The 16,435-nt window shown below is 62.4% G+C and carries 17 protein-coding genes and 1 pseudogene; 12 read left to right on the top strand and 6 right to left on the bottom strand.

Going from position 1 to position 16,435, the window contains the following annotated elements; all coding sequences use genetic code 11:
• Positions 1-10 precede the first annotated feature (10 nt).
• The 4 genes from BXA03_RS24520 to BXA03_RS24505 all read left to right on the top strand — a co-directional run bounded on the left by BXA03_RS24520 (position 11) and on the right by BXA03_RS24505 (position 4,975).
• Positions 11-1,594, top strand: coding sequence for an ABC transporter substrate-binding protein (locus tag BXA03_RS24520; protein ID WP_083716492.1), 1,584 nt, complete (start codon positions 11-13; stop codon positions 1,592-1,594).
• 128 nt (positions 1,595-1,722) lie between these two features.
• A complete protein-coding gene (locus BXA03_RS24515) occupies positions 1,723-2,631 on the top strand; it encodes an ABC transporter permease (protein WP_234983830.1) in 909 nt (302 codons plus the stop codon).
• Complete coding sequence (locus BXA03_RS24510; protein ID WP_083716454.1) at positions 2,628-3,449, top strand: ABC transporter permease; 822 nt, start codon at positions 2,628-2,630, stop codon at positions 3,447-3,449. The genes BXA03_RS24515 and BXA03_RS24510 overlap by 4 nt, the downstream gene beginning before the upstream one ends.
• Complete coding sequence (locus BXA03_RS24505; RefSeq protein ID WP_083716451.1) at positions 3,446-4,975, top strand: ABC transporter ATP-binding protein; 1,530 nt, start codon at positions 3,446-3,448, stop codon at positions 4,973-4,975. The genes BXA03_RS24510 and BXA03_RS24505 overlap by 4 nt, the downstream gene beginning before the upstream one ends.
• A 181-nt stretch (positions 4,976-5,156) precedes the next feature.
• Here the strand turns inward: BXA03_RS24505 and BXA03_RS24500 are convergent, their stop codons facing one another.
• The 3 genes and pseudogenes from BXA03_RS24500 to BXA03_RS24485 form a co-directional block, all read right to left on the bottom strand.
• Complete coding sequence (locus tag BXA03_RS24500) at positions 5,157-5,930, bottom strand: cyclase family protein (RefSeq protein ID WP_076511798.1); 774 nt, start codon at positions 5,928-5,930, stop codon at positions 5,157-5,159.
• A complete protein-coding gene (gene fahA, locus BXA03_RS24495; RefSeq protein ID WP_076511797.1) occupies positions 5,927-7,249 on the bottom strand; it encodes a fumarylacetoacetase in 1,323 nt (440 codons plus the stop codon). Before fahA ends, BXA03_RS24500 begins: the two co-directional genes overlap by 4 nt.
• Positions 7,250-7,294: 45 nt before the next feature.
• Positions 7,295-8,250: pseudogene (locus BXA03_RS24485) on the bottom strand (Bug family tripartite tricarboxylate transporter substrate binding protein).
• A gap of 209 nt (positions 8,251-8,459) precedes the next feature.
• On the opposite strand from BXA03_RS24485, the gene BXA03_RS24480 reads away from it, so the two are divergent.
• Entirely contained in the window at positions 8,460-8,708 is a 249-nt protein-coding gene (locus BXA03_RS24480) for a helix-turn-helix transcriptional regulator (protein ID WP_076511794.1), read from the top strand.
• A gap of 15 nt (positions 8,709-8,723) precedes the next feature.
• Here BXA03_RS24480 and BXA03_RS26755 read toward each other — a convergent pair whose 3' ends face one another.
• Both BXA03_RS26755 and BXA03_RS27590 read right to left on the bottom strand, forming a co-directional pair.
• Entirely contained in the window at positions 8,724-9,203 is a 480-nt protein-coding gene (locus tag BXA03_RS26755) for a hypothetical protein (RefSeq protein WP_143476450.1), read from the bottom strand.
• 764 nt (positions 9,204-9,967) lie between these two features.
• Positions 9,968-10,213, bottom strand: a complete 246-nt coding sequence (locus BXA03_RS27590; protein ID WP_369822471.1) for an excalibur calcium-binding domain-containing protein — start codon at positions 10,211-10,213, stop codon at positions 9,968-9,970.
• Between the two features lie 104 nt (positions 10,214-10,317).
• Here BXA03_RS27590 and BXA03_RS24465 point away from each other — a divergent pair, with 104 nt between their 5' ends.
• From BXA03_RS24465 to BXA03_RS24440, 7 genes are all read left to right on the top strand, one after another.
• Positions 10,318-11,010, top strand: coding sequence for a hypothetical protein (locus BXA03_RS24465; protein ID WP_076511792.1), 693 nt, complete (start codon positions 10,318-10,320; stop codon positions 11,008-11,010).
• Complete coding sequence (locus BXA03_RS26750) at positions 11,003-11,527, top strand: hypothetical protein (protein ID WP_143476449.1); 525 nt, start codon at positions 11,003-11,005, stop codon at positions 11,525-11,527. Before BXA03_RS24465 ends, BXA03_RS26750 begins: the two co-directional genes overlap by 8 nt.
• A gap of 126 nt (positions 11,528-11,653) precedes the next feature.
• A complete protein-coding gene (locus BXA03_RS26745; RefSeq protein ID WP_143476448.1) occupies positions 11,654-12,052 on the top strand; it encodes a hypothetical protein in 399 nt (132 codons plus the stop codon).
• Between the two features lie 23 nt (positions 12,053-12,075).
• Entirely contained in the window at positions 12,076-12,507 is a 432-nt protein-coding gene (locus BXA03_RS24460; protein WP_076511791.1) for a hypothetical protein, read from the top strand.
• Positions 12,508-12,738: 231 nt separating this feature from the next.
• Positions 12,739-13,740 (top strand): hypothetical protein, encoded by a 1,002-nt coding sequence (locus BXA03_RS26740; RefSeq protein WP_143476447.1) that lies wholly within the window; start codon positions 12,739-12,741, stop codon positions 13,738-13,740.
• 41 nt (positions 13,741-13,781) lie between these two features.
• Positions 13,782-14,567, top strand: a complete 786-nt coding sequence (locus BXA03_RS26415; protein WP_083716446.1) for an HNH endonuclease — start codon at positions 13,782-13,784, stop codon at positions 14,565-14,567.
• Positions 14,568-15,371: 804 nt separating this feature from the next.
• The gene (locus BXA03_RS24440; RefSeq protein WP_076511787.1) at positions 15,372-16,091 is read left to right on the top strand and encodes an AbiV family abortive infection protein; all 720 of its coding nucleotides are present in this window, start codon (positions 15,372-15,374) and stop codon (positions 16,089-16,091) included.
• A gap of 88 nt (positions 16,092-16,179) precedes the next feature.
• Here BXA03_RS24440 and BXA03_RS27470 read toward each other — a convergent pair.
• A partial coding sequence (locus BXA03_RS27470; protein ID WP_143476446.1) for a DUF4357 domain-containing protein occupies positions 16,180-16,435 on the bottom strand: 256 nt, incomplete at its 5' end.

Genomic DNA, 16,435 nt, shown 5'->3' with positions numbered 1-16,435 from the left:
AATCCTCCTTTTGCCCGACACATCCTCTTTCGACACCACCACCGGCCCCGCCCCTGTCCGTCGCCGACGTCTGCTCCAGACCGGCGCCGCGCTGGCGGCCAGTGCCTGGACGGCGCGGGCCACCGCTGCCCAGCCCGAACGGCCGTTGCAGATCGTGGGCCCGTGGGAGCTCGCTGGCCTGGCACCCGCCAAGAGCGGCCACGTGTTCACCCGGCTGCAGATCGCCGAGACACTGGCCGATGCGCAGGACGACGGCACCCCGCTGCCCGGCCTGGCCGAGCGCTGGACGGTGTCGGCCGACGGTCGCACCTGGCGCTTCATGCTGCGGCCGCGGGCACGCTTCCATGACGGCAGCGCGGTCGATGCCGCGGCCGTGGTGCGCTGCCTGAAGCTGGCCTGTACGCCGCCGGCGATGCTGAGCCTGGCGCCGGTGGACGCCATCGAGGTGGAAGACGATCGCACCGTGCGCATCCGCCTGGCACGTCCGCATGGCGGCCTGGCCTCGCTGCTGGCGCACAGCAGCACCCTGGTCCTGGCGCCTTCGTCCTTCGGCCCGCAGGACAGCGTGCGACGCATCGTGGGCAGCGGGCCCTACCGCGTCGCCTCGATCGCGCCACCGCAACTGGTGGAAGCCGAACGCTTCGAGGGCTACGACGGCCGGCGCCCCGCCATCCTCCGCGTGCGCTACCTGGCGGCGGGTCGTTCCGAGACGCGGGCCCTGATGGCCGAGGGCGGCCAGGCCGACCTGGCCTTCGGCCTCGATCCGGCCAGCATCGCGCGCCTGCGGCTTCGCCGGCAGGTGAGCCTGGCGTCGGTGACCCTGCCGCGCACGGTGATGATCAAGCTCAACGCCGGCCTGCCCGCGCTGCGCGACGTGCGCGTGCGCCAGGCGCTGAGCCTGGCCATCGACCGCGTGGGCATCGCGCGCGCCGTGCTGCGCGATCCCGAACTGGCAGCCACGCAGCTCTTCGCCCCCACGCTGGGCGGCTGGCACGACCCCGGCCTGCCGCCGCTGCAGCACGATCCTGCACGCGCGGCGCGGCTGCTGGCCGAGGCCGGCTGGCAGCGCGGGCCGGATGGCCTGCGCGATGCGCGCGGTGAACCGCTGCGGCTGGCGCTGCGCACCTTTCCCGACCGACCCGAACTGCCCATCATCGCGTCGGCCCTGCAGGAGCAATGGCGCCAGCTGGGTGTGGCGGTGCAGGTGTCCATCGGCAATTCCGGCGAGATCCCGCTGGGCCACCGCGACGGCAGCCTGCAGCTGGGGCTCGCGGCACGCAACTACGCGAGCGTGCCCGATCCCACGGGCACGCTGATGCAGGACTTCGGTCCTCGGGGTGGCGACTGGGGCGCCATGGGCTGGCAGGACGCCGAGCTGCCGACGGCCCTGGAGGCCTTGGCCGCCGGCACGCTGCCTTCGCCCCAGCGCGATGCCATGCGTGCCCGCATCGCCGGCCTCCTGCAGGCGCAACTGCCGGTGGTCCCGGTGGTGTGGCAGCGCCAGCAGGTGGCAGTGAGTCGCCGCGTGACGGGCGTGAGCCTCGACCCGCTCGAACGCTCGTATCGCCTGCTGGACATGGGATGGGCATCGTGAGCGCCCGTCCGACCCCTGTGAATGACGCGGCGGCCAAGGGCAAGGCGGCAAGCCGCCTGGTGAGCCGCCATCAGGTCGCGGGCACCGCCTGGCGCCGCGTGCTGCTGCGGCGCGCGCTGCAGGTGCTGATGCTGGCGCTGCTCGTGGGCACCGCCTGCTTCTTCATGACCCGCTGGCTGCCCGGCGACCTGGCCACGCGCATCGCTGCCGGCCGCTACGGCTACGACCTGGTCGGCAACGACGCCGCCGATGCGGTCCGCGCGGAACTGGGCCTGGACCAGCCCGCCTGGCTGGCGTTGCTGCGCTGGTGGGGTGACCTGCTGCGTCTGGACCTCGGCACGTCGCTGGTGACCGGCCAGTCGATCTGGCGCGAGGTGGCGCACCAGCTGGGCGCCACGCTGGACCTGGCCGTGACAACGCTGGTCATGGCAGCAGCGCTGGGCCTGCCGCTCGGCGTGGCGGCTGGGCTGCGCGCAGGTGGCTGGCTGGACCGCCTGACGGTGGTGCTGGCCGTGGTGCTGGGGGCCACGCCACCCTTCCTGCTGTCGGTGCTGCTGATGCTGGCGGTGGCCGTGCAGCTGGGCATGTTGCCGGTGGCCGGTGACGACCATGGCGGCAGCGTGCTGCTGCCGGCGCTGACCCTGGCGCTGGGCCTGGCCGCCGGACTCGCCCGGATCACCCGCGGGGCGGTGCGGGCCGCCGTGGGTTCGCCGGCCTTCGAGTTCGCGCGCACCAAGGGCCTGAGCGACCGCCAGGCCCTGCTGCGCCACGGGCTGCGGCCGGCGGCAGTGCCGGTGGTCGCCTACCTGGGTGTGCAAGCGGTGCTGCTGGTGGAAGGCGCCGTGGTCGTGGAGACGCTGTTCGCCTGGCCGGGAATCGGCCATGCCCTGGTGCATGCGGTGTTCGGCCGTGACATCCCGATGATCCAGGGCACGGCGCTGTGCATGGGCCTGCTTTTCGTGGTTTTCAACCTGCTGGTCGACGCGGCCTGCCTGCTGCTGGATCCCCGGCGCCGCATGGAAGGAGATGCGTCATGACCGTGCATCTCTCGCTGGCATTGCCGCCGCGGCGATGGCCGCTGCGACCCGCGCTGGGCCTGGGTCTGCTGCTGCTGGTGGCCACGTTCTCGCTGTTGGGCCCATGGCTCATCGGCGTCGATCCGGCAGTGCAGTCACTGGCTCACAGCCTGCAGCCTCCGGACTCGAACCACTGGCTGGGCACCGACCTGCTCGGGCGCGACGTGTTCGCCCGACTGACCCATGCGGCGCAACTGTCGCTGGGCCTGGCGCTGCTGGCGGCGCTGAGTGCCGCCGTGCCCGGCGTGCTGCTCGGGCTGATCGCAGCCTGGCGCGGCGGGGCTGTCGAGCGCACGCTGGTGCTGCTGGCCGACGCGGCAATGTCGCTGCCCGGCCTGCTCCTGGTGCTGCTGTTGGCGGCCGTGGCGCCTGGCAATCTCGGAGCGCTGTACCTGGGGCTGTCGTTGTCGTTGTGGGTGGAGTACTTCCGCGTCAGTCGCGCGGCCGCGCGGCCGGTGCTCGCGGGCGACGCCGTCCAGGCCTCGCGGCTGCTGGGCTTCGGCCCGGTCTACCTTCTGCGCCGCCACCTGCTGCCAGCGCTGACGCCGCTGCTGGGCACGCTGCTGCCCTTCAGCGCCGCCCAGGCCGTGCTGGCCCTGGCGGCCCTGGGCTTCATCGGGGTGGGCGTCCAACCGCCCACCCCTGAACTCGGATCGATGATGACGGAATTCCTTCCTTTCTACGCGGAGGCGCCCTGGCTCATCGCCGCGCCCGTGGCGCTGTTGATGCTGCTGGTGCTCGGCATGATGCTGTTCGTCGGCGAGGAGATGCCCGAATGAGCAATCACGTCACCACCGCGGCCGAAACGGGCCGGGGAGGGCATGTCACCGCGGCTGGCGATGCGCCCCTGCTCGACGTCCGAGGCCTGTGCGTGCGCGCGGGGGCGCAGATGCTGCTGCGCGACGTGGACTTCTGCCTGCGTCCTGGCGAGGCACTGACGCTGCTGGGCGAAAGCGGTGCCGGCAAGTCGCTGCTGGCGCAGGCCGTGATGGGCAACCTTCCGGCCGCCCTGCGTGCCAGTGGCAGCATCACGCTGGCCGGCCGGACCACCCGTGCCGAGGACGGTGCCGCCCGCCGCCCGCACTGGGGCCGGTCGATCGGACTGTTGCCGCAGGAGCCTGCCCAGGCCCTCGACCCACTGATGCGCGTGCTGCCGCAGCTGGTCGAGACGTACGAACTCGTCCTCGGGACCGGCCCCGCAGAGGCCCGTCAGGATGCCGCGCGGCAGCTGGACGCCAGCGGCCTCGGCCATGCGCAGCATCTCTACCCCTGGCAGCTCTCCGGCGGCATGGCCCAGCGCGCGGCCGCCACGATCGCGCAGGCGGGAGGCGCGCAGGTACTGCTGGCCGACGAGCCCACCAAAGGCCTGGACGCCCAGTGGCGCCGCCACACCATCGACCTGCTGGAGGCGGTACGGCGCCGGGGCGGCTGCGTTGTGGTGGTGACCCATGACTTGCACGTGGCCCGCGCCCTGGGTGGTCGCACGATGGTGCTGCGCGCCGGTGAGGTGGTCGAGCAGGGCGACACGCGCGCTCTGCTGGCTGCTCCCAAGCATCTCTTCACGCGTCGGCTCATCGACGCGGACCCGGCACGCTGGCCACGGCGCGCGGCGCCTGTGCCCGGCGCATCGTTGCTGGAGGCCCGGGGCCTGCGCAAGCAACTCGGTGGGCGCACCCTGTTCGAAGGCCTGGACCTGACGCTGCATGCCGGAGATCGCCTGGTCGTACAGGGGCCGAGTGGCACCGGCAAGAGCACGCTTGGCAACGTGCTGCTCGGCCTGATGCCGCCCGACGGCGGCCAACTCGTGCGTGCGGCCGGCCTTGCGCCCACGTCGCTGCAAAAGCTTTATCAGGATCCGGTGGGCGCCTTCGCGCCCATGGTGTCGCTCGAGCAGGCCCTGCGGGATGTAGCGCGCCGCCACCGCCAGGACTGGTCCGCGATGCTGCGCCACTTGGAGCGCCTGGGCGTCGCCCCGGCCCTGCTGGCGCGCCGGCCGGCGGCCGTCTCCGGCGGCGAGCTGCAACGGATCGCGCTGGCCCGCGCGCTGGCGGCCCGTCCGGCATTGCTCTTCGCCGACGAACCCACCTCGCGGCTTGACCCGATCACGCAACAGGAGGCGATCGGCGTGCTGCTGGACGCGGTGGACGACGGTGGCGCCGCGCTGGTGCTGGTGACGCATGACGGTGACCTCGCAAAGGCCATTGGCGCGCGGTTCGTGGGATTGGACCCAGGGGGGCGGACTCGCGCCACGGAAGAGTTCGGAACAGGTGTGGCGTGTGGTCTGTCGATGCGAAGGTGTGCTTGATCCCGGCCCGGCCGATCAGCGCAGCCAGCCTCGGCAGAGGGTGCTTCAGAGTGATCCGCTCGACCCGCCGTGGACGCAGCCGCTCGGCCGTTCATGGCTGCGAACGCCTCGGACTCCCAGGAGTCCTAGGAGCAACTTGCAGGGCTCATCAGTCGCTGGACACCAAGCCCTCAGAAAAGCGTCAATCGAAGATTGCCACCGCGCGCGTCCAGCCGGCGGATGCGCCTTTCACCTTCACCGGGAAGCAGGCGATGCGGTAGCCGGTGGGCGGCAGCTCGTCGAGCTGACCCAGCTTCTCCAGATGGCAGTAGCCGATGTGGCGACCGGCCTTGTGGCCTTCCCAGATCAGGCTGGCGTCGCCGGTTTCCTTGAATTTTTCGCGGGTGTAGGAAAACGGGGCATCCCAGCTCCAGGCGTCGGTGCCGGTGAGCCGTACGCCACGCTCGAGCAGGTACATGGTCGCCTCGTAGCCCATGCCGCAGCCGGACTCCACGAAGTCGTCGTGCCCGTAACGCGCCCCGGCGGCTGTATTGACCACCACGATGTCCAGCGGCTGGAGTGTGTGGCCGATGCGCTGCAGCTCGGCCTGCACATCGGCGGCCGTGGCCACATAGCCGTTCGGGAAATGGCGGAAGTCCAGCTTCACCCCGCGCTGGAAGCACCATTCCAGCGGCACCTCGTCGATGGTGATGGCGCGTTCCCCCCGGTTCATGGTCGGGTGGAAGTGGTAGGGCGCGTCCAGGTGGGTGCCGTTGTGGGTGTTGAGCTGCACTCGCTCGAAGGCCCAGGCCGCGCCGTCGGGCAGGTCCTCCGGCGTGGCCCCGGGGAAATACTTCAGCATCGACTCCACCGCCGGGCCCTGGTGGTTGAAATAGGTGATCTGCGGCGCCAGCGGCTTCGGGTCGGAAAGAACGTCGTTTTCCAGGGGAATCGACAAATCGACGATGCGGCTCATGCGTGGCTCCTGGCAGGCTGGATGCGGGCCGTGCAGCGGCCCAAGCCGATGCGGCGGAAACCCTCGCGCTCGCACCAGGCGGTGATGGTGATCTCGTCGCCGTCGTGCAGGAAGGCGCGGGTCTCGCCGTCCGGTAGCTGCAGCGGGCGGGCACCATTGGCGGTGAGTTCCAGCATGCTGCCTTCCGTGCCCTGGTCGCGGCCGGAGATGGTGCCGGTGCCGATGAGGTCGCCGGGCCGGAGGTTGCAGCCGCCCACGGTGTGGTGGGCCACCATTTGCGCTGGCGTCCAGCACACGTCGCGGGCAAAGCAGGCCGTGCTGATGCGCACGGGAGCCATGCCCGCGCCTCGCATGGCGGCGGACTGCAGGAACGTGTCGAGCCGGATGTCGAAGGCGCCGCGCGCCGCGTCCAGCGCCCCCTCCAGGTAGGACTGGAGCGGGGGCGCATCGGCCGCCCGCGGCAGGCGTGGCGCCCGGAACGGCTCCAGGGCGTCCAGAGTGACCACCCAGGGCGCCAGGCTGGAGCTGAAGTTCTTGCTGAGGAAGGGGCCGAGCGGTTGAGACTCGAAGGCCTGCACATCCCGCGCTGACCAGTCGTTGAGCACCGAGACGCCGCCCAGGAACTGCTCCGCCTCGACCAGCGCCACACGCTCGCCATGCGGGTTGCCCGTCGTCACGTGGAAGCCGAGTTCGACCTCGAAGTCCAGCTTGCGCGAGGGTCCGAACTCCGGCTGTCCGCCGGCAGCCTGCACGGTCTGGCCCCAGGGACGGACCACGGGCCTCCCGCTCTCGACCACCGAGGAGGAACGGCCGTGGTATGCGATGGGCAGGTGCGTGAAGTTGGGCAGGAAGACCTGTCCGGGGCGAAACAGGTTGAAGGTGTTGCGGGCGTGGTTGTGCGAAGCGAAGAAGTCGGTGTAGTCCCCGATGTCGCACGGCAGGCCGAAGGAGACCTCGGCCTGCGGCAGCAGCAGGGGCTCGGCCTGCACCTGCCGGTCATCGCCTGCGCGCAGCAGGGCCCAGACCGCGTGGCGCAACTGCCGCAGGGCTGGCCGGCCCTGGGCCAGCAGGCCGTTCAGCCGTGGCGCCTGCAGCGCCTGGACCAGCGCCGGGGGCAGTTCCGGCAGCAGCAGGGCGGCACGGGGCAGGTCCAGCACCCGGTCACCGATGCCGACCCCGATGCGGCCGGGCGCATGCGCCGGCGCGTCGGACGGGCGGAACACGCACAGCGGAAGGTTCTGCAGGGGGAAGTCGCTGTCGGCCGCATTGGCACTGGCGACCCAACTGAAAGTGTCGGGGGCGTGGGTATGGTCTGTCATCGGTACTGCCTTTGGAGGAATGGGCGTGGCGCGCCGCACCGTTCTTCAGTTGATGCGCACTCCGCTGGCCCTGGCGATGGGCGCCCAGCGCTCGGTATGGCTGCGGTTGAGGGCCTCGAATTCATCCGGCGTACTGCTCTCGGCGGTCATGCCCTGTTTGGCGAAGATGTCGCGCACCTCCTGCTGCTTCAGGATTTCGGCCGAGGCCTTGGCGATGCGGTCCACCACCTCGGCTGGCGTGCGGGCCGGGGCGTAGAGGCCGAACACGTTCACGCCGTCGATGTCGGGCAGGCCCAACTCACCAATGTGGGCACCTGCGGCAGGAAAGGCGAACGGCGGCGGTCGGCGGTCGCCAGCGCGGTCAGCTTGCCGCTCTGGATCTGCGGCAGCACTGCGCCCAGGTCGGCAATCATGCAATCGACCTCGCCGGCCAGCAGCGCGTTGACGGTTGGCGCGCCGCCCTTGTAGGGAATCTCGGTGAGGCTGATGCCCGCGTTGCGCTGCAGCAGCGTGCCAGCGAACTGGGTCAGGGTGCCCGGGGCGGCCAGTCCCATGTTGAGCAGACCGGGGCGGGTCTTGGCATAGGCCACCCAATCCTTCAGGTTCTGCGGCCCCTTGCCGGCGGGCACGACGAAGATGTTGGGCGAGTTGGCCACCCGGGTCACGGCCACCAAGTCCTTGGCCGGGTCGTAGTTGATTGTCGCCACGCTGGGCAGGATGCGGCGACCGCTGATGCCGGCCATCAGCAGGATGTAGCCGTCGGCCGGCGATTTGGCCACCGCCTCCCAGCCGATGATGGTGGCCGCGCCGCCGCGGGGTGCGGTGTTTCCACGAATGCGGAACTCGTAGCTGCCGTCCTTCTGTTGCTCCAGCTCGGCCAGGTTCTTGCCGCTCGTGGGGCGCTGGGTGCCACTCACAGGCGAGGCGCCACTACCGCCCGTTTCGTAGTTCCATGCCCAGTCTTTGGCCTGGGCCAGGCCGACAGTGAGGGTTAGGGCCATAGCAATCAGTGTTTTGTGCATGAACGTTTTCTATGGGTTGTGGTGAGTCCATCATATCCATAAATAGTCCGTTGCAGACTATTCTAAGTGAGGCATTGTTCTCACGCCTGGGGCGTTTGGTGCAGTAGCTCTAGAAGCTGTGTGGGGGGAAGGAAAGGGAGCCTCTAGTCGGCTTAGGACTATTCCAAAGCAGACTTGAACCTCGGGGCATGGCTGTGCCCTCCGTCTCTATCTACCACCGCAACTATGAGCAAATCAGGAACCTTCTTCGCTTGATTCGCTTGGAAGCTGAGCTCACGCAAACCCAGTTGGCCGAACGCCTTGGGGTTGGGCAGTCCTACGTCTCCAAGATTGAACGGGGTGAGTCGTTCGTGGACCTGCTTATCTATGTCAAGTGGTGCGAGGCCTGCAGCGCTGCGCCAGGCGAGACGCTGGACAGGTTCTTGACTAGAAGCTAGCACAGCCAACACAGTTCATTTGGGCGTAAAAACAAACAGGCGCTCGTCAATCGCCCGGCCGCGTTCGTAGGTGTACTTCACATCCCAGCCTTCAGTTGAGAAGGTGGCGGGAGCTTTGCCTTCAAAGACCTTTAGCATCTGCGCGGTGTGATTTGGCGTGAGGCGATTTCCTAGTAGATCGACAAACCCTGTTGCCTCAATTTTGTCGGGGTGAATGCCGTATCCTGTGTCTTTGAACCAATCATTCCACATGATTTTGAGATTCAAGACTTTGCCGGTCTTCTCGTTCTTATGCATGAAAACCTTGGCAGTTTCGGCTTTCCCAGCAATGCACATGTATAAGGTGCCGCCAAGCTGGTTGGGTGGCGCTGTTTTTGTGTAGTTGCAGCTTAGAACTTTGTTTATGTCAGAAGCAAATTTCTCGAACTGTGGAGGGTTTGCAAGAGACCAGTTGCTTATAAAAGCAAGGGATAGTGCGAAAGTTTTAGATTTCATAACCTAGGGCTTTTGACTGCCCGCTCATTGAAGTCGCCATCAATTTTGGCGTTCTAGGCTGGGCTGGATAGGAATTGGCAAAGAAAATTATTTATCTTCGATTCACCGTTTGGGCCTGTATGCGCTTCTTCTCCTCGCACTAGAGTATCCCTGGGGCGCGACATTTAGTGCATTGATAGAAGAGGCATAGCCTATGAGTTGGAGGGACCTCAAGTCTGTTCCTAAAAGTGATAGCTCATAGTCGCCTTTGTTTTTCACTCTGGACTGAATGACTGAACCTAGAATGAAGTCTCTTGGGCTTGTGGCTTGCTTTAAGCTCCTCTTGACGACGTAGACCTCCACCTCGTGCCCTTGAATGCTCGCACTAACTCGAAGAAGTTGTGGGTGAAAGTCAAGGACAAAGCTCACAATGAATGGCTGCCAACCCTCTCGTTGCCAAGGCAAGAGAGACGGCCTTTGATTGCCACTTGATTTGCTCAACGGAAAGGTGGTGTTTTCTCTGCTGAGATATACAGGTCGTCCGTTGTCAGTACAGGGGTGCTTTGGCCATGGCGGGCCGAGTGAGTCGAAGAAAACTCTTCCTCTCTCGGGCGATTGATAGAAGAACACAGGAGCGCCACAAACGGGACAACCCGTTGAACGCGTAAAAGTCTCATACGTGACGGGCGGAATATGCGTGAAGCTTCCCGACCCACGCCAGCCTCCGCCCCAGCCACACGAGCAACCCGGTGGGTGATTCCAAGCGTTGCACACGGAGGGCCTCCTCAGGGGCGGCACCACTGCTGTTCGCAGGGCACGCCGTCGCCGTTGCCGTCCATCTTCACGCCTGGACAGTTCTTCAGGAAGTAGGTGGCCTCTGCGCAGGAGGTCATTTGAGAACAGTACTTGCGGCCATCGCACCGGAAGAGCTGTGCGGGCTGGTTGGGCGCTTGGAGCGCGAGGTCAGCTGCCGGCGCAACTGTGGTGGCCTGCCTCTTATCTTGGTAGTGCTCAACCCCCTTCCACGCCACAAGGCCCAGAAGAACCAAAAGGACGAGTCGAAACACGGTCGCCTCCTGCTAAAGTGTGTTTACACTATCTTACATTCAGGTCTGATTCAGCTTGCATGAGACAAATGGACACCAGCAGGGAATCAATCGCGCAGGCGTTTCGCGCTGCAGCTCGGGTGAGACGTGACCAGCTCTTCAAGGCAGACGGTGGGTTGCCAGTCTCGCTCTCTGAGTCGGCATACACGCCATACCTTGGTTGGGTAGGGCGCAAGTACCAGGGCGGCACGGTCCTGATAGCCAAGAATCCGGGCGGGGGCGGTGATAGCCAAGTCGCACCCACTGCGTTGGACCTTGAGGTTCAGCGCCGCCTGTTGGCGCTACGGGACGACGCCGACGGGTCCACTGCTGCGCTGCTTGAAGGCGTCACTCTTGCCTTCCACGCCCAGCTTCCGTCGATTGGCATTGGCGTGCTGCTGGCGCGGGTGCTCGCTCGGCTCGGTGAGACCTTGGACGACGTGGTGTTCTTCAATGCTTGCCCTTACCGAACGCGCAACGACGAATCGCTGTCCACCTCCACACAGAAAAAGTCTCTTGAACTCGTGGCAGCTCCACTGGTGCGAGCTCTCCAGCCCGACACATTGATATACCTGGGAGTAGGCGTGGGGCGTGAGGCCTCCAAGACGCTCAATGCTCGTTGGACATATGTTCTTCCGCGTGCCATCAACGACCGTCAGTTGAAGGCCGAAGCCGTGCCTGTGCTGGACGCCATTGAAGCTGACAACGCAGCGCGCAGTGCGTACAGGAACACCCATGGCTGAGCTTCTCGGCGTCTTTGAGGTAGACAAGGAAAAGCGAGTGCGGTGCCAGGCGCCAAGCTGCAACCACGCTGTCTACAAAGCAGTTCACCTCTTGAGCGTGGAGGGTGCGTTCAAGCTGTACGGCTCCGAGTGCTGTAAGAAGCTCTTCGGTTGGACTTCGAAGACTCAAGGGGCATCGCACACAAGTGGCGAAAGACGGCTTACCGACGAAGAGCGGGAGCAACTGCTTCACAACACAGCGGAGCTTCTTGCAACGCTCAAAGCTGAACAAGCTCAGCTACGCGCTGCGACCCAAGCAAAGCTTACTGCGCTCAAGACCGCACTTGCCGCGAGGGGGAGTGTGGTTGGTACAGGGCGCGCCCGTGGTGAGAGGCACATGCTCGGAACTGTCTTGAACGCTGGCATTGAGCGTCAGGCCAAGGAAAGAGTGCGCGCCCGATACCAAGTTGACCCAGATATGGCGGGGTGGCGTGGCTTGGTCCTGGCTGAAGCCAAGAAGATTGAACAGGGTGAATGACGTGCTGCTCTTTGACATCCTGAAACTCGAATCACCCGATCTCCAGCGAGAAGAGGTGTTGGCCCGCGAGGCCCACTGGAAGAAAGTTTTGCTGACTCGCGTACATGGGTACAACGGAAACTGAGCATGCCTACACCGACCGCGCCACGAAAGAAGCTTGAGAAGAAGCCACTCGAAATCGGCTTGCTCGAAGGAATCGAACCGCACCCTCATGACGCGGAGGTCGTCAAGGCGATTGCTTCGGCTAAGCGGAAGCCAGGTGGTTCATCAGACAGCGTTGTGGCCTTCAAAAACATGTCAGGCAAGGTGTATCGCAGGGTGGTCCTCAATGGCATTCACCAAGAAATGCAGCTTGCCGACAGGCTTGAGGCGATTGGTTTGGCAGACGAGTCAGAGTTTGGCGGGCGTAGAACCAAAGGGGTGTGGGCGTGTTTTGGGCCAAAGCGCGACTTGACGTCGGCAGCGGTTCTGGAGGAGCTCAGGACAGGCGTACGTCCATTGGCTAAGACAGGCGACGAGTCATGAAACGATTAAGGACCCTTGCCGTAGTGGCCCTCGTCGCCACGCTCGCGTCCTCAACTGCGTTGGCTCAGTCGCCGGCAGAGAAAGACCTTGCCACCTACGCGCGTGCACTCGAGAACTCGACGCCAGAGCGTGCTATCCGATTCAGGAGCGTTGAGCGCACGGGCGACAACACCTTTCGCGTGTCGTTCTCCACAAGCTCACCGTCTCTCATGTCGCTGCCCAACGCGAAGGAAGACAAGGCGGCCTACGCCGTAAATTACGGTCGCACGAAGGTATGGGAGACGAAGAGCTGTACGGCCGAGCTCGCCACCGTGCTCAAGCGCTACAACCTTCTCATGGCGGCATTCGTGCTGGAGAACCCCAAGGGTGAGCCGCAGTCCATTGCTATGTGCCTGAAGACTTCAGGGGAAACGCAGGCGTCGGCCGGCTGGGCAAACGATTGGCCGTTGGTATGACGACGTGGGATCTCCCAGCTACCTCAATGCAACCTTCACCATTCGCGTAGAGGGCGGGAAGACCTGGCTCACGCGCGTGAATGGAGACGGAAGCAAAGGGGAGTATGAGCTCGCCCCCGCTGGCGACACCTATGTGAAAGTGGGAGACAAGCATGGGGCCTACTACATAGTCACGCCTGCTGGCCTTCGGATCAACGACCGTCAGGGCTACATTCGAACGGCGAAACCCCAATGAGGAGTGCTGTCTTCGCATGTTTGGTTGTGTGCGCTGCGCCGGCCTTTGCTTCAGGCTGGTCGGGTTCATACCTGGCTGTGGGGCAGGACTTCACACTCTATGTCCAGCTCGTTGAATCGCCTGGCGGTGCAGTGGTCGGTCGCTTTCGACAAGTCTCGATTGGCAAAGACAACAAGCTGAACACGCTGGACTCACCTATCAGCGGCGCTGCCAGTGGTGACCAGTTCGTTGGCAAGATTGAAGCCGCCTGGTATGACGGCGGTGTGCGCGCTATCTCGGCCAAGCGCATGCTGGGTGGTGGTATCCAACTCTCTGGCGCTGGTGGCCTACGCGCGAATCTGCGGCCTGCCACTGAAGAAGACGAAGCCAGGGCTCTTGAAGCACTGAGGCAAGGAGCACAGCAAGCTACTGCTGCGAAGCAGAACGCTGAAGCAAAGGCCCGGCGCCAGGAGAGCTGGAGACAACGCACTGAGGCGCTGCAAGGAATTGTCTTCGCTACTCTTCGGTACAACGCTATGCAAAGCCTCAGCTATCGCGCCTACGCGGACTACCCGGCCAGGTATGAGGCCACCACTGCGAAGCTCGAAGGCCTTCTTGCTCAGGTGAAGGCGGCGAGGGGTGATACAGGTGAGGTGATTGGTCAGCGCAGCACGCTCACCGCCAGCATGCTCCACACCTCGATAGACGAAACACAGCACCCGCATATCGAAGTCAAGCACGCCTACGAGGATTCCATGCGTGAATGGCAACGACTCCACGCGCTGCTGCTTGAAGCGACGAAAGCATGCCAAGAAACGACACCGCAGGACGTTGACACACAGAGCTTCAAACAAGACTGCACCCGTGTGCCCCAGCTCACACAATCCCTCCAGACTGCCGGCGAGAACGCGAAGGCAGAGTACTTCAAGATTCGAGACGTCTACAAGCGCGAGCTCTCGAAGCAAGAGGCACTCAGGGCTGAAGCTGAGAGGGTGGGGCAAGGTACAGCTACACGCTGAAGCCGTTGGTCCTCGACTCATCTGAAGGCAAGGCAAAGAAAATGAGCAACCTCACCACTTTCTACATTCAGTGGACTCTCACGAAAGAATCCTTTCAGGTAGATCTCGGCACACTAGAGGTCGGCGATGAGCTTCTTACGGTCCAGAGCGACGAGTCGGAGACATCAACTTTTACTGTTCAGTGTGTTGGTGTTGCTCGATCAGACACGCACATTTCAATCTCGCTGTCCTACCAAAGACATGTTGGAGAGAACGCAAAAGTAAGTTCTGACTGGCTCTTCGGGGAGAGCAGTATTGAAATGGAAAAAGCTTCGCCGAGCACTTGGAAGGCAATTGCATTTTGGTTGTGCGAAGACCCAGAATCCAGCGGGCCTGCAAAGCGCTGCGAAGTGTTTACTGCGCCGGAACGCCGCACGTTCGAGCTCATAGTACGAGCTGGCCAGCAAGCATTTCGAACAGCGCTTATCGAATGCGTGGGCGGTGAAGAGAAGTGTGCTTGCGAACTGACGGGGTTCATTGGTACTCCAGCGCTCGATGCAGCGCATATTGTTCCACACGAGTTGGACCCCAGGCCGGGCAATCCAGAAAACGGACTGCTTCTTCGTGCCGACTTACACCGACTTTATGATCGAAACGTGCTTCGCATCTCGCCAAATGGCGAAGTAAGTTTAGTAGAGGGGTGGATAGGTACTCCTTACCCGGATTTAGTCAAAAAAATATCTAATAAAACATTAGAGAGAGTTCGTGTAAGCTTAGAAAGGCGAGCCGAGCTTGAAGCCAATCACCCTAAATTTTTGGCTCGCAATCTATTGCCCAGAGCGTGCTAATTTTGCTAGCAAATTTGAATAAGCTTTAAGAAGGAGATTTCAAGTGAAAGATAAATTAGGCTCGATCCTAAAATTTTGCTTATACCTTTTTGTATTCATTTTTTGTCAGCCAACTTCTGCTGTTACGGACAAAGAGTTCTGTGATCTCCGAGCAGATTTGATGCTTGGGGTCGCGCAAGCACGCGATGAGGGCGTTCCTAAGCGACAGGTAAGAAAATTTATGGAGCAGAAAAGCAATATAAAACTTCCTCCAACGTTCGACGTTTACGTTGATGCAGTGTACGAAAATCGAAAATATAAACCAAACGAGTTAAAAACGATTTCGCTATATTCATGCTATAAAGAATTCGGAATCCTGAAATAGGAGGCAGCTGGTGGTAATGCTTATTTTATGCCCCTACAAAATTATTGTAGGCATCACTAAAAGTCTCGCGAGAAAAAGTGCGCTAATTAAAATTGCTGCTGCTGCATCTGTGTGTGCTGCATTTTCGATTTGTCTAGCACAACAACCTCCCAGATGGCAGGCTAAAAAAGAATGTGATCAAGCAAAGGAGCTCTCGAAGCAAATTGCTGAGCTAAAAAATGAAGGGGCAACAAGGGATACCATAGAGACTCTCATCTCAATGTCTAGTGATGGTGATGGAATAATAGGGGAACTAGCACGCACGTTTTTTAACTTGCACAAAAAAGGAAGCAGTCCGGCTAAATTTTCGGCCAGCATGTTTCAAAGGTGCATGCGGTCGAATGGCTACTGATTCAAAATTGATATAGGTAAGGATATCAAGGCTCTTCTTCCCACTGCTTATGCCCGCCAAGAATCGCGACTACAAACTCACGGCTGAGTTGCTAAGAGAGTACCGTGACGCTTCGCTGTCAAATTCACAGATCCTACTTGATGAAGCTGAGCTTCTGCTAGCGCATAGGCATTTTGCTCGCGCTTATTTTCTAGCGGTGTCATCCGTCGAAGAGGCCGGAAAGGCTGTCCAAGCGTACGAAGGCCTTGGTAAGAACCTACAAGATCCTGCTGTTACTCAGCGCTTAAAACTCCAGTTTGAGGATCACTCCCAGAAAATCACCTCGGCATTTTCACCATGGTTGCAGGCCACTCAGGAGATCCGCGAGCAGTTTATGGACTTCATCAAGCTCATGGTTGACATTCAGTTCGGCCGTGAAGCTTCAATGTATACAGACATACACGCCGAGAAAGCGATTGTCACAACTCCGCAGAAGCAAATACGAGAAAAAGCCGCGTCCGACTGCGTTCGACTAGCCAAAAGAGTACTTCACTACGCTCGCCCCTACGCGGAACAAGCTGTACTACCGGCAACTTCGCGAATCCAAGACTCTTTCTTTGCCCTGAAGCCAACTGTATTCCAGAAAATGGCTGGCACCGCAGATTTTTGGTGGTACTACATTGCTCGCATGGAGCAAGGCAATTTGGCACTAGAGTCGGCCGCTGTCGAGTACAATGCGAACTACCTATCCAAGCGCAAAACCTTCCGGTCAGAGGGCTCGACGGACTAATCTGACGCTAGCTCCTTCCTCAAACGGCTCGTTAATGCGAAGGAGACGCCTAGCTTCAGCACGCAGCCACAGCGCTTTTCAGCGAAATTCAGGAAGCAGGCACCTTAGGACGCTTCAAGTCATCAAGCGTCTTACCATCCTTGTTTTTCCACACCGTCCACCCGTTCGAAGGGTTACCTGTGACAACGTCGGAAGCACCGCTCGGGGAGCCAAATGGAACGTCCTCTTGGAACACATAGAACTCGCCATCTGACCTGCCCCCAGAACCCGTACCAGTCGATTTGAGGAATCCGCTGGGTTGAAGGAGATTACTCCTGGGTTTGCTGCGGCGCCGGCACGGCGCC

This window comes from Pseudacidovorax sp. RU35E, from assembly GCF_900156165.1.
Lineage (GTDB): Bacteria > Pseudomonadota > Gammaproteobacteria > Burkholderiales > Burkholderiaceae_C > Xenophilus.
This window is presented reverse-complemented; position numbering and strand designations above follow the sequence as displayed.

Excerpts from the sequence above, each read along its gene's own strand:
- BXA03_RS24480 (WP_076511794.1), top strand. The coding sequence starts at position 8,460 with ATGGCTGTGCCCTCCGTCTCTATCTACCACCGCAACTATGAGCAAATC.
- BXA03_RS26750 (WP_143476449.1), top strand. The coding sequence starts at position 11,003 with ATGGCTGAGCTTCTCGGCGTCTTTGAGGTAGACAAGGAAAAGCGAGTG.
- BXA03_RS26740 (WP_143476447.1), top strand. The coding sequence starts at position 12,739 with ATGAGGAGTGCTGTCTTCGCATGTTTGGTTGTGTGCGCTGCGCCGGCC.
- BXA03_RS24505 (WP_083716451.1), top strand. The coding sequence starts at position 3,446 with ATGAGCAATCACGTCACCACCGCGGCCGAAACGGGCCGGGGAGGGCAT.
- BXA03_RS24510 (WP_083716454.1), top strand. The coding sequence starts at position 2,628 with ATGACCGTGCATCTCTCGCTGGCATTGCCGCCGCGGCGATGGCCGCTG.
- BXA03_RS26745 (WP_143476448.1), top strand. The coding sequence starts at position 11,654 with ATGCCTACACCGACCGCGCCACGAAAGAAGCTTGAGAAGAAGCCACTC.
- BXA03_RS24440 (WP_076511787.1), top strand. The coding sequence starts at position 15,372 with ATGCCCGCCAAGAATCGCGACTACAAACTCACGGCTGAGTTGCTAAGA.
- BXA03_RS26415 (WP_083716446.1), top strand. The coding sequence starts at position 13,782 with ATGAGCAACCTCACCACTTTCTACATTCAGTGGACTCTCACGAAAGAA.
- BXA03_RS24515 (WP_234983830.1), top strand. The coding sequence starts at position 1,723 with ATGCTGGCGCTGCTCGTGGGCACCGCCTGCTTCTTCATGACCCGCTGG.
- BXA03_RS24500 (WP_076511798.1), bottom strand. The coding sequence starts at position 5,930 with ATGAGCCGCATCGTCGATTTGTCGATTCCCCTGGAAAACGACGTTCTT.
- fahA (WP_076511797.1), bottom strand. The coding sequence starts at position 7,249 with ATGACAGACCATACCCACGCCCCCGACACTTTCAGTTGGGTCGCCAGT.
- BXA03_RS24465 (WP_076511792.1), top strand. The coding sequence starts at position 10,318 with ATGGACACCAGCAGGGAATCAATCGCGCAGGCGTTTCGCGCTGCAGCT.
- BXA03_RS26755 (WP_143476450.1), bottom strand. The coding sequence starts at position 9,203 with ATGAAATCTAAAACTTTCGCACTATCCCTTGCTTTTATAAGCAACTGG.